The following is a 14,058-nucleotide window of genomic DNA, read 5'->3' on the forward strand; positions in this document are numbered from 1 at the left end:
CCGGACAAAATCCATTTGAGTAGGACCGCAAATCAGTTATCATTCCAACTCACCGGACAAAATCCACTTGAGTAGGACAGCAAATCAGCTATCATTCCAACTCGCCGGTCAAAATCCATTTGAGTAGGACAGCAAATCGGTTACCGTTCCTACTCGCAGTACTAAACTAAAGATGCAGCGAGCGATCAATAGAGGCGATAGAGTAATGAAAAAACCCGCTCCAACCTAAGCAGGAGCGGGTTTTCCGTTTAAAAAGGGGAAAAGATTATTCTTCTATAACTCCTTTTGTCCATTCAGCAACTTTATCTTGGTGGTTGTCAACCCATTCTTCTGCAGCATCTTCAGGATCGTCTCCTTCAGAAACAGCTAACATAACTTCTTCCAAGTCAGCGGGTTCCCAGTTGAACTGATCCAAGACTTGGTAGGCTTCAGGCATATCGTCTTTCAAACCTTGGCGCGCCATAGTATTGATGCTTTCTGCTTCACCAAATGAGCCTTCGGGATCTTCCAAATATTTCAAATCATAAGATTGGAACATCCAGTGCGGAGACCAGCCGGTGATGACGATTGGTTCTTCGTTGTTATAAGCCTGTCCTAAAGCAGTAGTCATAGCACCGGAAGAAGAGGTTTGTACTTCCCAGTCGTTCAAATTGCTGTAATCTTCAACAGCTCGTTCAGCTGCAGCTACTACACCGGCACCCGGTTCGATACCTGTGATGACTTGGTCTGCTTCGTTCGTTAAATCAGCAATCGAATCAACGTCCATATAAGAAGGAACAGTCAAACCGATTTTAGCACCTTCCAAGTTAGTACCTAAGTTGTCTAATTGGTCGCCGTATTTTTCATACTGAGCACCATGCGTTCCTGGCAGCCAAGCACCGACCATTGCATCAGCTTCGCCTGTTGCAACGGATTCCCACATGATGGCATTATCTAATTGTGTTAAAGTAACGTCATAACCCAAGTCTTCTAAAACAGCACCGATCACGTTTGTTGAGGCAATTTCAGTGTCCCAAGCAACGTAAGACAAAGTAATCTCTTGCCCATCACCGACTGCAGATTCCCCGTTGTCCGTGTTTTCGCTGCTGTTAGAGCAGGCAGCTAGTAAAAGCGACGCTGCAATACCAGTGGTTAAACCAAAACGTTTAAATGTTTTCATTTTTTTCTCTCCTTATCATTTTTTAATGGGTATTTTTAATTCAATGGCTATGCCGGCTCCGGCAGAAAAAGCATCCCTCCAGAACCAGCAGCAGTAACCGTTGAAAAGTTTCTTATTTTGTCAGTTTCTGTGTCAGGCGGTCCATTACAATAGCCAGAATAACCAGTGACAGTCCAGAAACGAAACCTGTACCGACTTGTGCCCGCTGCAATGCAGACAAGACTTCTGATCCAAGACCAGGCGCACCGATCATGGAAGCAATAACAACCATCGATAAAGCCAACATAACGGTTTGGTTAATGCCTGCCATAATCGTTGATTTTGCTAAAGGCAGTTCGACTTTAAAGAGTTTTTGCGAACCGGTACTTCCGAATGATTCTGAAGCTTCGACCAGTTCTTCAGGGACTTGGCGGATACCCAAGTTGGTAAAACGAACGGTTGGCGGAAGGGCAAAGATGACAGAAGCGAAGACACCCGGAACCATACCGATCCCAAAGAAGGCAACGGCTGGGATCAAATAAACGAAAGCCGGCATTGTCTGCATCAAATCAAGAATAGGAGTAATGATCGTATTGGCCCATTTGCTTTTGGCCATCCAGATTCCAACTGGAACACCGATCACAATAGAAATCAGACTTGAAATAATGACAAGCGTGATGGTATTCATTAAGTCTTCCCAAAGGCCTTGATTCTGTACAAACCACAAACCCACAATAGCAAAAGCAGCCAGTCCGAATTTCTTACCGGAAGCAAAGAAAGCTGCTGCCGCAATAATCAAAATGAATAAGACGGGCGGAATCAAGATCAGCAGATCGGTCATGCCTTCCATGACAAACTTTCCAAATGACTGAATAGAATCGAACAAGAATGCAAATGTACCGGTCAGCCAATCCATAAAGGATTCTACGGCATCACTTACGGGAATCTCTGGAATAAAATCTAAAATACTTTCTTCCATTATTCATGCACCTCACTATCTTTAGCCAAAGCACTGATGACCAGACTTCTAACGATGATACCAAGCAATTTGCCATCTCTCACAACCCCGACTGGAGTAGAAGAGTCTTGGATCACATCGAAAAGTTCGCTGACCAATGTATCTGGATCAACAGTTGGCAAATCTTTCCGTAAGATATCTTTGACGGATTTTTCTTTGCGTTGAACAGCTTTTACAATATCTTTGTCGGTTACATAACCTTGTAGATTGCGATCGTCATCAAGCACGACCATGCTGGACAAACCTTCTTTTTTCATCAATTGTAAGGCAACATGAGGACCATCGTGATCGATCTCAATGTAAGTAGGGCGAGTCATAATGTTTTCAGCCCGAATAACTTTTGCACGATCGACATCTTCAACGAATTTTTCGACATATTCGTTTGCTGGATTGGTTAGAATTTCTTCACCGGTTCCTAGCTGTACGAGTTCGCCGTCTTTCATAATGGCGATGCGGTCTCCGATGCGTAAAGCTTCGTTTAAGTCATGAGTGATAAAGACAAGGGTTTTATTCATCGTTTCTTGCATGTTCAACAATTCATCTTGCATATCACGACGAATCAATGGGTCTAAAGCGGAGAAGGCTTCATCCATGAGTAAGATCTCAGGATCATTTGCCAAAGCACGTGCCAAACCGACCCGTTGCTGCATCCCACCCGAAAGTTGGTTTGGATATTGATCTTTAAAAGCGATCAAACCAGCATTTTCCAATGCGATTTCAGCTTTCTGCTGACGATCTTCCTTCGAGTAGCCTTGGATCTCCAAGCCATACTCAGTGTTTTCCAAAATCGTGCGGTGAGGGAACAACCCGAAATTTTGGAACACCATACTTAACTTTTCTCTTCTAACTTTGCGTAAATCTTTTTTGTCCATTTTGGAGATGTTTTCTCCGTCAATAAAAATACTGCCTTCAGTCGGCTCAATCAAGCGATTCAACATTCTAACAAGTGTCGATTTTCCACTTCCAGAAAGACCCATGATCACAAAGATTTCTCCTTGCTCAACGGAAAAGCTGACATCATTGACTCCAACGGTAGCACCGGTCGCTTTCAAGATCTCAGCTTTTGTTTTGTCTTCCTTGACCATTTGCAAGGCTTGATTTTTCTTTTTGCCAAAAACTTTCACAAGATTTTCTACTGTAATTTTAGACAAATGGATTCACTCCTTTCATAAATTTTAAATGTCCACCAATAGTAATGATACAATCGTTATTTATTGGTGCTGAAGATTTTCTTCAAACGACAATTGTTGCCGTCTTGACTGCTTTAACAGCCAACGCCGTTCAAAGCTGATTTGTGTCAGCAAATTGAACACAAGTAATAGCCTAACATAAAAAAAACAAGCTTGTAAAATGAGCAAGGCTTGTTTTTTATGTTGTTATCGGATTCATTCTGCGTTTTAAATGCTTTCTAATAATTTGATTAGAGCATTCAGAAAAGTCTAAATCAGCCATGTTTCATTTTTTTATAGACATCAAAGGAAGCGGTAAGGAAAAAGGATAAAGAATGAGATTTATTTCATAAAAAGAGAACAAAACCGCTTGACAAGAAAGCGCTTTCGTGTTATCTTTAGAGTGTAAAGAGGGACGTGCAAGAGTATAAGATTTTAGTAGATAAAAAGGGCATGTCGCTCTTTAAAAGGATCCAGCAGTAACGGATTCTTTGGTCGGTTGTCCAGTAGAACGGCCGACTCATAGTATCTTAGCTTATCCAAAGGCACAAAAAGTTTTCTTAGCTTGGCGTGACCGATGATAAGACTAAGATCTACCAGTGTGGTACAGGCATAGGAAGACGTTCCCTTTCTAGTCCGATAGCCAAGGAATATGCTTCAGTCGCATAGCAACTAGTTAAGAATAGTCCGACAAGATACGAAAAAATAAATGGACGTTCAAAAATTGAAAATCGGGGAACATATGACTGTACCTTGAAAGGAGAGTTCTATTCTTAAAAGAGTAGAGCTCTTCTTTTTGATTCTACAATAGTTAACGTTGGTCATTAAAATATCAATTTTTTAATGCTAAACTCGTTAGGATCCTATTTCTAGAAATTTCAGCAGCCCATCGGCCGGAGGGAATTTCTTTACCAATGTTAAAAGAAGAAGAACCTTCTTTTTTATGATTCAAGATCTGTTTGCTGCTGATTCATCAGATAAAACAAAAGAAATTGAAAAATGGATAAAGAGGGGATGCGTATGAATGTAAAAAGACGCAACTGTTGCGAAAAGTGGTTTGTGCAGTAACAGCGCTGGTCTAAAGAAAGCAGGTGGAAAAAATGCCTAAGAAGAAAAGAGTGCCTATCATTGTTGTGATGCTCCTGTTTGTGGTGATCAACCTTCTTCTGTCTGCTTCTGTTTCTGCTGCATCCTCCCAACTGATCAATCGTGTTCAAACTTCTAGCAAAGTCGTCGCCTTAACGTTTGATGATGGAAGTGACGGCGGAAATGTAAACGAGATCTTGAGCATTTTAAAAAAAAACAATATCAAAGCCACCTTTTTTATGACAGGTTCAGCTACAAAGAGCCACCCATCCCTCATGAAAAATGTCGTTTCTCAAGGACATGATATCGGCAACCACTCTAACAACCATCCGGATTTCACAAAGCTATCAGCTGCTCAAATGAAAGATCAATTAAGCAAAACAGAAACGATCGTTAAAAATGCTACAGGTAAAACAACGAAACCATTCTTCCGCCCGCCATATGGCTATGTTAACGCTGCTGTTTTAAAAGCAGTCGGAGATGCAGGATACACCAAAACGATTATGTGGACGATCGATACAGTCGATTGGCGTGGAGACTCTGCTACGACGATGACCAATAAAGTCGTCAATAATATTGTACCGGGTGCCATCATCTTGATGCATACCGGCTCCGGAACCAATACAACGAAAGCTTTGCCAAACATGATCAGTAAACTGAAAGCAAAAGGTTATCAATTCGTAACGGTTTCTCAATTATTGACGTATGGTTCTAAAACCACGGGTGCTTCTTACACGGTCAAAGCCGGCGACACGCTTTACAGCATCGCACGTAAACACAATGTCACAGTGGCTCAACTAGCTAGTGCCAATAAACTGACGAATGTCAATTTGATTCGTGTCGGTCAAGTGCTGATCATTCCTGGAAAGACCCCTTCTACACCAACCCAACCTGAACCGCCGAAAACACAAATCAAGTACACGGTTAAAGCGGGCGATACACTTTATGGTATTGCGCGTAAGTACAATATTACAGTGGCTCAACTTGCCAGTGCGAATAAGTTGACGAATGTTAATTTGATCCGTGTCGGACAAGTATTGACGATCCCAGGTAAAACCACTTCTTCTCAACCAACGTCACCTAAAACAACTTCATATACCGTTAAAGCCGGCGATACTTTATACAGCATCGCACGCAAATACAAGACAACCGTCGCAAAGATCGCAAGTAAAAATGGCATCAAGAGTAACAATTTGATCCGTGTCGGTCAAGTACTGAGCATTCCTCAATAAGCATGGCGTTCAATTTCTTCTATAAAATAAAGGGAAAAAAGGCTGGGCAAATGAGCTCGGCTTTTTCAGGTTCTTTATCTTTTAATGCTGGTAAAGAAACTTTCTTCGGCAAATGGAATTGCTTCAAGCAGGAAAAAATTTATTTGATTTATGTGCTATGAAGAAGATTGGATAAAAATAGGTTAAACAGGATCTATTGATAGAGAGAATAAAAATTTTTCTTAACGAAAGAAAGTAAATTCTTTGGTTATTTCAGTTAGATTCGTTACACTAAATGCGTAGAAATAAGGATAAATAGAATTGAAGGGGAGCGGTAAGGTTGTTTAAACAAAAAGTCGTTACAGGTATGGCAACATTGGCATCAGTGATGGTTTTGTCTGCTTGCTCAACGAACACTAACGAAGAATCTACCAGTTCAAGTTCAATGGCAGAGAGCAGCAGCGAAATGGAGCAGTCTAGTATGGTATCATCCAGTGCAATGACCTCTTCGGACGCTGCAACAGACAGCAGCATGTCACATGGTGAAATGGAACATGATGAATCCGGTACATTACCAACTGGCATCAAAAAAGCAGTTGATCCGAAATACGATATCGGCGACGAAGTGACCATAAAGGCAGATCATATGGAGGGAATGGATGGTGCAGAGGCTACGATCGTCGGAGCCTTTGATACGACAGCTTATGTAGTGTCTTATACACCAACTGACGGAAGTCCTCGAGTTGAAAACCACAAATGGGTCGTTAACGAAGAAGTCGAACAACCGGATAATGGAGACATCAAAGAAGGTTCAGAAGTTACCTTGATGTCAAACCATATGCCAGGAATGGAAGGGGCAACCGCTACGATTGAAAAAGCAGAGCCTACAACGGTTTATATGGTTGATTACATGCCGACTGACGGAACAGATGAAGTGAAGAACCACAAGTGGGTAGTCGAAGACGAAGTTGACCCAAAATAGAATAAATATTCAGAAAGAACACTTTTTGTCAGTAAGGATCATTCAGAAGACCTTACGCAAGAAGTGTTCTTTTTGTATTGTATACCTGAAAAAATTATAATAGAAGAAAGAGAGATAAAAACGAGAAGGCGAAAAGGAAAAATAGAGAAAGAAAAAAGTAGGGAAAGCTTTTTGTCGAATTCAAGTCGATTCTCGTTAGAAAGGGGAGCCACAATGACAATAGAAAAATTGGATCGAATCAAATTGGTGCAAGGAGACATTACCGCTTTAAAAGTCGATGCGATCGTAAATGCAGCCAACAATAGCTTGTTGGGCGGTGGGGGTGTGGATGGTGCGATTCACCGAGCAGCTGGTCCTGAGTTGCTGGCTGAGTGTCGAACGTTAAATGGATGCAAAACAGGGCAAGCCAAAATAACGAAAGGTTATCAATTGCCTGCGCAATATGTCATTCATACTGTCGGACCCGTTTGGCATGGCGGTATGCGTCACGAGCCAGAACTGCTGGCATCCTGTTACCGGGAATCTTTGGCGTTAGCGATTGAATACCAGTTACATTCAATTGCCTTTCCGTCCATCAGCACCGGCGTTTATGGTTATCCGATTGAACAGGCTGCGAAAATTGCGATACAAACAGTTTTGAAAGAACTTGCAAGAGATCGGACGAATCAAATACAAGAAGTGGTTTTTGTCAGTTTTAGTGAGCAAGATGCTCAAGTGTATCAATCATTGTTAGCAGAACAATCAGACTATTAGTTCATTTGCGACGAAACGAAGGAGTTGTATGGAATGGCTTTTGCTGGAATGGAGATTTCTTTTCGTTTATTTGATGCGTATTCTTTAAAAGATAAAAGAAGTGTGGTCAAAAGCATCATTCATCGGATGCACAATAAGTTCAATATCAGTATTGCTGAGATCGATCAGCAAGATATGCTAAACGAAGCTGTGATCGGCATGAGCGTCGTCAGCAATACTTATGCATTATGCCATCAAATGCTAGACCATGTCCTAGCTGAAATGGAAGAACAATTTGAGATCGAAGTATTTAAAGTAGAGCGCTTTGAATGGTAGCTTGTTTTTTTGAATCGAACCTTTTTTAGAAAAAGGCAGAAAAGGAGGTTAATGCAGTGGTTCAATTTAGCAATCGGCAGGAAGCTGGGCGACAGTTGGCTAAGATGCTTAAGGAAAAGGCGCTTGACGATCCAGTAGTACTGGCATACCGCGTGGAGGCGTCCCTTTAGCTCTTGTAGTCGCTGAAGAACTGAACGCCCCCTTAGACTTAGTTTTTGTGCGAAAGATTGGCCATCCGCTTCATCCTGAATATGCGATTGGTGCGCTGACAGAAGAAGAAGCGCCGATACTGCATCCAGATGAAAGCCGATCTATTGATCAAAGCTGGCTTGAAAACCAAATCAGTGAACTACGCTTAGAAAATAGAAAACGCAGGAAAAAGTATCTGTCTGGACAACCGCAGATTCCTTTGACCGATCGGACCGTCATACTCGTTGACGATGGTATCGCAACAGGTTTTACTTTGCTTTCAGCGATCGATGCCATTCGCAAACATGCCCCTAAAGCCATCGTGGTTGCTGTTCCTATTTCCCCAAAAGAAACGGCTGTGAAGATCCAATCAAAAGTAGATCAACTCATTGCCATTGAGATCCCTGAATATTTCGCAGGTGCCATTGGAGCATACTATCAAGACTTTTCACAAGTTTCTGATAAAGAGGTCATCCAAATGCTGAAGAAATTCAAAAAAGCCTTTTAAACGAAAGGAAGGTGAGAAAAATGTTGCGGTTCCAAGATGTTTATATCAACTTGCCCGTTAAAGACTTGCAAAAGAGCATTCATTTTTTCACTGCGATTGGTTTTGAATTTAATGAAGTTTTTACTGATGACAATGGTACATGCCTAGTTCTAGGCGAGCATATGTATGCCATGTTGCTGACCCATGAATTTTTCAAATCATTTACAAACCAAGACATTGCAGATACTGAGCGAGAAAATGAAGTGATCATGGCATTTTCTGCAAAGAATCGTGAAGAAGTGGATCGTATTTTCAATGCTGCTTTAACGGCAGGAGCAGAAGATAAAACGACTCCTTTGCCAGAAATGGACGATGCTATGTACTATAAGCGAATCAAAGACTTGGATGGCCATTTGTGGGAGTTTTCCTATATGGACATGAGCAAATTCAACGATCCGGATGTGATGATCGGCTAAAATTCAGTCAAAAAAGAAGAAACGACAACCTATTCATGGGCGATAAAACGTAAGATCTTTAGCAAAATCAGCCTATTTTCAAAGGATCTTCCAATCAATGAAACTTGAACGAAAGAAGAAGCTGTGAAAGAAACAGCTTCTTTTTTTCAGGCTTTTTTGCAGTAAAGCTGAAAATACGATAGAATGTAAAAGAACATAATGGAAAGAGGTAGAAAAAATGGAAAATACGCTTCATTTCCCAATGATCAAAGGAGCACCAAAGCCAGCACTAGCAGAGTGTTTAACAGGATATAAAAAAGATCGTTTGATGATGATCGCTGAACAACACCAAGTACCATTGAAGAAAAGCTTTACGAAAGCACGCATGATAACAGAGCTGTTGCCAACATTAAAGACAGACTTCCTAGCCAATACGGATCAAAGCCGTTTTAGGACTTTATCTTTGGTCAACGAAATCAACGCACACGCTGAAGCTGCTGCTTATGAAGAGGCCATTCAAAAAGGTTATATCTATCTATTTCAAAAAGACAACCAGCTGTCCTTAGTATTTCCAAAAGAATTCGCTGATCAATTGCAACGTCCTGCAGTTAGTGAAAAAAGTGAATCCACAGCCTTTGAAAAAAGCCGCAAGAACTTTGAACAGATCTTTGGCTATGTTGATATGAATTTCTTGAATCAGGTTTGGAATCGATCGTAAAAGTAAAGCCAAGTCCAATGGAAAAACAGTTTTTTCGCATCGTTAATGAAGAGCAGAATAGAAAGTAGGAGCAATAAGGAATGAATGTAAACGAAACAAAAGCTGCAAATGAAAAGCAAACTTTAGCTGAATTATTGCAATCAAATAAAAAAGACGTCATGCTTCAAATCGCTGCCAAACACCAGGCAGATGTCAAAAAGAGCCACACAAAAGGAAAAATCGCTGAAACAATGGTGCCAACAATGGTAGATAATTTTAAATCTCTACTCAACACCATCAGCCAAGATGAGTTTGACACTTTGCAAAAGATCATCCATTCTTCAAATGAAGAAACAGTAACATTTAACGACCAAGATGCTAAACTTTTGGCTACTTTAGCAGAACTTGGCTACTTATACATGGAAGACCAGCAAGAATTTGAACCTTATTTGCCGATTGAAATGGTCGACTGCATCAAAGAAATCGATCGCAGTGGTCAACTTGAAGAGCAGATGGAAGAAAGCCAAGAACTAGCGGGTTATCTCATAGCCTTAGTTCGTTTATATGGGATTTATCCGATTTCGCAACTGGTCACTGTTTGGAATCAATACCATGAAGAACCTTTAACAGAGGCAGAAGCAGTGGAAAAAGCCGAACTTTTGGCGAAATGGCAGACAGAATACGCCTTTGCTGAGGGAATCGTTTATTCTTTGCTATTCAAGTCACTGGAAGAAGTTCATATTGTGATGGACCGTCTACAAAAGATTCCTTATTACATGCCAACGGAAGCTGAGATCGCTTATTATGCAGAACACACTGTAAATATCGATTCACCAAATTACTTGAATTTGAAAAACTATTTCGATGCTAAGTCTTTAGTAGAATCAACTAAAGCAGAAGCTTTGTATACCGTGGCTTATGGATCAGCGATCGGTACGTCTGGCAAAAGCATTAATGCAGCGCTGGAAAGTTTAGGTGTCTTTTTTGAATCTAAACAAGAAATCAACGAGTTTGGGACTCTTTTCAGAGAGTTGGATGACAATACGAGAAAATGGGATCGTCATGGATTTAAACCACTCGAAATGAGAACAGATAAAGAAAAAGAAAAAGAAAAAAACACGAAGCAAACACCGATCACTGTTCATAAAATCGGTCGGAACGAACCTTGTCCATGCGGCAGCGGAAAAAAATATAAGAAATGCCACGGACGCAATGTTTCTTAATCTAACCCATCAGAAAAGCTGAAACGATCACTGTTTCAGCTTTTTTTGTTTAAATAAGAAAAATTTGAGCAAAAATTTGCACAAAGAGAATCATCAGTAGGCGTTCAAAGTTGAAGGAAAGCTGAAAATCCAAAAATGTGTTACACTTTAAGAAATGAAATCAGGAAGGAGAGAGGATAGAAGATGACAAGATTGATCATTGATAGCGGCTGCGACCAGAATAAGGAAATGGCCGAACGTTATCAATATGAAGTCGTACCACTAAGCATCGTTATAGAGGGAAAAGACTACTTAGATGGTAAAGAGATTTCTCTGAAAGAAGTGTATGACGTGATGAGAAAAGGTGAGATCCCAAAAACATCACAGATCTCCTATCGCTCGATAAGAGAAGTCCTAGAAAATTGTGTTGAAGACAAAGAGGACGCGATCTATCTTGCATTATCCTCAAAACTTTCAGGGACATATCAATTAGGGAAACAAGTCATTGAAAACTATCGAGAAATCTATCCAAAACCAAAATTTGCTATTGTTGACTCAAAAGGTGGCGCAGGCGGAGGAGCCATGATTGCTTTGCAAGCTATGGAAATGATGAAAAAAGGTTTGCCCTTTGAGCAGATCGTTCAATTTATGGAGTGGAGTGCTGACCATATTGAATATCGTTTTACCTTATCCAATTTAGACTGGCTGGTAAAAGGCGGAAGAATTCCCGCTACCGCAGCGAAAGTAGGCTCTGCTTTAAATATCCGTCCCTACTTGCAGTTGAACGATGGAGAAATCAAAATAGCCAAACTATTTAGAGGAGAAAAACGCGTCTACAAATACATGATGAACGAAATCAAAGAAAAAACAGCCTCCTTCCCAGACCAACTGATCACGATCAGCCATGCAGACGACGAAGAACGCGCCAAAGAAATAGCCGCAAAAATCAACACGATTCTACCAAATGCACCTATAAAAATATTCAAAAATCAGCGCAGTCCTCGGCACCCACCTAGGAATCGGCGGAGTCGGCATCTTCTTTTATAACCAAAAATACAAGGATACGGAGCGAGGCCGATAGAGTCGACAGGAAAATGAAAAAGTGCGATGCAGAGCATCCTGCGCATGTGAGCATCTTTAGAATTTTACCCGAGACTCTGCCTCGCGCAGCTCAACTAAAACATAAGGATACGGAGAAAGCCTGAAAGAGTCACCGCAAAAACATGAAGTTGTTGAAGAGAGTAGCGGAGCGCGCATCAAAACAACTTATCTTTTTTGCAAAGACTCTGGCTTTCGCAGTTCAACTACAAGGATGCAGAGCGAGGCCGATAGAGATCAAGCACTCACGAAGGAACAACGCAAGCAACCCAGCGAAGCGGTTGTGCGGATGTTACAAGTTAGTCGGAGATCACTGGGGAGCGCAGCTCAAATACAAGGATACGGAGAAAGCCTGAAAGAGAAATGGGAACATAAAAAACGCACATCCATTGCTATAGAACGAGAACAGTTCAGCATTGGATGTGCGTTTTTAGTTTGTTTAAAAATATTTTAGTTAAATCGTTTTATTGTATCGTTTTAAGTGCTTAAAGAAGAAATAAGAGGTCATGCTGAAAGCAAATATATCTGCAACTGGAACAGAAATATAAACTCCGTAAAGTCCAATCGCGGAAGATAAGATCAGAACCAGCGGGATAAGGAAGATAACTTGTCTGGCTAAGTTCAAGAAACTGGCTAGACGCACTTCACCGATCGCTTGGAAGTAGCTGGCCCAAACGATTTGCAATCCAACGATTGGAAACGACAACGTCCAAATGCGAATCGCTTTTGCTCCTAAACTAACCACTTCTTTTTCTTGGTTAAATAATTGGACAATGAAATCTGGGAACAGTTGAATCACGATGAAACCAGTGATCGTCACGACAGAACCGGCAATACTCCCGATTTTCATCGCTTCTTTAACACGATCCGCACGCATTGCTCCATGATTGAAACCGATGATTGGATTCAATCCTTGAACGATTCCACTGACAAACATGATCACCAAAGTTGTTGCACTTGTAATGATCCCAGCAACAGAAACTGCAACGTCGCCGCCATAATTAACAAGGGTGACATTTAAGATTACATTTAAGATACTGTTTGCAATTTGCAAGAAAAAGGCCGGTAGACCAGTAAGCAAAATGTCTTTAACATAAGCGACCCGTAATTTCATGTTGTGCAGAACGAGGCGGACATTGCTGCGTTGACTTAAGAAGTAAGACAATTGCCAAGCCATTGACAAAAATTGGCCGCCGATCGTTGCATAAGCTGCACCCGCCATGCCCCAACCTAGTAAAACAATAAAAATATAGTCAAAGACAATGTTAAAACCAGCACCAATCAGCATACTGATCATGGAAACCATCGGACTGCCGTCTGCACGAGCAAAGTTATTTAACGCCATCGCAATGGATTGAAATATCGCTCCATACAAAATGATACTCAAATAGCTTGTCGCATAGGGCATTACATCGGAACTAGCCCCTAAAAAGTGAAGCAGAGGTCCAATAAATAAATTTCCGAAAAAAGTAAAACTCAGCCCAAGAATAATAGCTAAGGTCACAGCATTCCCTAAGAAATATTTAGCTTTTTCATTTTGCTGTCTTCCCAAACTAATAGAAAAAATCGTTGAGCCGCCCACTCCAATCATTAAAGCAAATGCCAGTAAAACCAATGTAACTGGATAGGTGATCGAAACAGCTGCTAAACCGAGAGATCCCAAATCGGGACTATTTCCGATAAAAATACGGTCTACAATATTATAAATGCCGTTGACCATCATACCAATCACGGCTGGAATCGAAAACTCAAAAACGAGCTTTGAAATCTTTTCTGTACCTAAACGATTCTGTTCAGACATTCCTTTTCACCTTTTCTTATAGATATTCATCACAATACCTACTAGATTAGCAATGGAACAGATTGAAGTCAATGTAAACTTCAACAGGCAGAGAGTAGCTATAGATATAAGTAGTAAAAAAGATAGTTGGTTCGATCAAATGCGATCAAATATGTTATAAGCGGTTAGAAGTTTTTTCATAAGACAGGCAAATGGAAAGTTTATAGCGAGTGAGTGTCAAAAAGACAGGGAAATAGGTTTACTTGATCACAGGAAGGTGTTCTGTGACCAAGTGAGACGAGAAAAGTTCTAGACTTGTTTATAGAAAGGGGTTCTGTGATCAAGTGAGACGAGAAAAGTTCTAGACTTGTTCATAGAAAGGTGCTCTGTAAACAAGTGAGAGAAGAAAAGTTCTAAACTTGTTCATAGAAAGGGGTTCTGTGATCAAGTGAGAGAAGAAAAGTTCTAGACTTGTTCA

The 14,058-nt window shown here is 40.8% G+C and carries 10 protein-coding genes and 2 pseudogenes; 9 read left to right on the forward strand and 3 right to left on the reverse strand.

Annotation, left to right across the window (positions count from 1 at the left end; genetic code table 11):
* Positions 1-265: 265 nt before the first annotated feature.
* Both BM057_RS12125 and BM057_RS08590 read right to left on the reverse strand, forming a co-directional pair.
* Positions 266-2,117, reverse strand: a pseudogene (locus BM057_RS12125) (ABC transporter permease/substrate binding protein).
* The gene (locus BM057_RS08590) at positions 2,117-3,307 is read right to left on the reverse strand and encodes a quaternary amine ABC transporter ATP-binding protein (protein WP_047390952.1); all 1,191 of its coding nucleotides are present in this window, start codon (positions 3,305-3,307) and stop codon (positions 2,117-2,119) included. Before BM057_RS08590 ends, BM057_RS12125 begins: the two are co-directional and overlap by 1 nt.
* A 1,118-nt stretch (positions 3,308-4,425) precedes the next feature.
* Between BM057_RS08590 and BM057_RS08595 the strand changes: the two genes are divergently transcribed.
* From BM057_RS08595 to BM057_RS08635, 9 genes and pseudogenes are all read left to right on the forward strand, one after another.
* On the forward strand, positions 4,426-5,643 hold the full coding sequence (locus BM057_RS08595) for a LysM peptidoglycan-binding domain-containing protein (RefSeq protein WP_092092966.1): 1,218 nt from the start codon (positions 4,426-4,428) through the stop codon (positions 5,641-5,643).
* A 319-nt stretch (positions 5,644-5,962) separates the two neighbouring features.
* Positions 5,963-6,604 (forward strand): YdhK family protein, encoded by a 642-nt coding sequence (locus tag BM057_RS08600; protein ID WP_245741898.1) that lies wholly within the window; start codon positions 5,963-5,965, stop codon positions 6,602-6,604.
* 213 nt (positions 6,605-6,817) lie between these two features.
* The gene (locus BM057_RS08605; protein ID WP_092092968.1) at positions 6,818-7,357 is read left to right on the forward strand and encodes an O-acetyl-ADP-ribose deacetylase; all 540 of its coding nucleotides are present in this window, start codon (positions 6,818-6,820) and stop codon (positions 7,355-7,357) included.
* A 33-nt stretch (positions 7,358-7,390) separates the two neighbouring features.
* Complete coding sequence (locus BM057_RS08610) at positions 7,391-7,672, forward strand: DUF503 domain-containing protein (protein WP_047390936.1); 282 nt, start codon at positions 7,391-7,393, stop codon at positions 7,670-7,672.
* A 145-nt stretch (positions 7,673-7,817) separates the two neighbouring features.
* Positions 7,818-8,369 carry a phosphoribosyltransferase gene (locus tag BM057_RS08615; protein WP_092092971.1) on the forward strand — a complete coding sequence of 184 codons (552 nt, stop codon included), beginning with the start codon at positions 7,818-7,820 and terminating at the stop codon, positions 8,367-8,369.
* Between the two features lie 20 nt (positions 8,370-8,389).
* Complete coding sequence (locus BM057_RS08620) at positions 8,390-8,824, forward strand: VOC family protein (RefSeq protein ID WP_092092973.1); 435 nt, start codon at positions 8,390-8,392, stop codon at positions 8,822-8,824.
* A 217-nt stretch (positions 8,825-9,041) separates the two neighbouring features.
* Positions 9,042-9,521, forward strand: coding sequence for a hypothetical protein (locus tag BM057_RS08625; RefSeq protein WP_092092976.1), 480 nt, complete (start codon positions 9,042-9,044; stop codon positions 9,519-9,521).
* Between the two features lie 1,100 nt (positions 9,522-10,621).
* Positions 10,622-10,723: pseudogene (locus tag BM057_RS12085) on the forward strand (SEC-C metal-binding domain-containing protein); the annotation flags it as partial.
* Between the two features lie 183 nt (positions 10,724-10,906).
* A complete protein-coding gene (locus BM057_RS08635; protein WP_245741899.1) occupies positions 10,907-11,749 on the forward strand; it encodes a DegV family protein in 843 nt (280 codons plus the stop codon).
* A gap of 505 nt (positions 11,750-12,254) precedes the next feature.
* Here the strand turns inward: BM057_RS08635 and BM057_RS08645 are convergent.
* Positions 12,255-13,601: an MATE family efflux transporter gene (locus BM057_RS08645; RefSeq protein WP_092092984.1), complete on the reverse strand. Its 1,347-nt coding sequence runs from the start codon at positions 13,599-13,601 to the stop codon at positions 12,255-12,257.
* Positions 13,602-14,058 lie beyond the last annotated feature (457 nt).

Source organism: Pisciglobus halotolerans (assembly GCF_900113675.1).
Classification (GTDB): Bacteria; Bacillota; Bacilli; order Lactobacillales; family Carnobacteriaceae; genus Pisciglobus; species Pisciglobus halotolerans.

Coding starts and splice junctions, on each gene's coding strand:
- BM057_RS08595 (WP_092092966.1), top strand. CDS start 4,426: ATGCCTAAGAAGAAAAGAGTGCCTATCATTGTTGTGATGCTCCTGTTT.
- BM057_RS08605 (WP_092092968.1), top strand. CDS start 6,818: ATGACAATAGAAAAATTGGATCGAATCAAATTGGTGCAAGGAGACATT.
- BM057_RS08610 (WP_047390936.1), top strand. CDS start 7,391: ATGGCTTTTGCTGGAATGGAGATTTCTTTTCGTTTATTTGATGCGTAT.
- BM057_RS08620 (WP_092092973.1), top strand. CDS start 8,390: ATGTTGCGGTTCCAAGATGTTTATATCAACTTGCCCGTTAAAGACTTG.
- BM057_RS08625 (WP_092092976.1), top strand. CDS start 9,042: ATGGAAAATACGCTTCATTTCCCAATGATCAAAGGAGCACCAAAGCCA.
- BM057_RS08635 (WP_245741899.1), top strand. CDS start 10,907: ATGACAAGATTGATCATTGATAGCGGCTGCGACCAGAATAAGGAAATG.
- BM057_RS08645 (WP_092092984.1), bottom strand. CDS start 13,601: ATGTCTGAACAGAATCGTTTAGGTACAGAAAAGATTTCAAAGCTCGTT.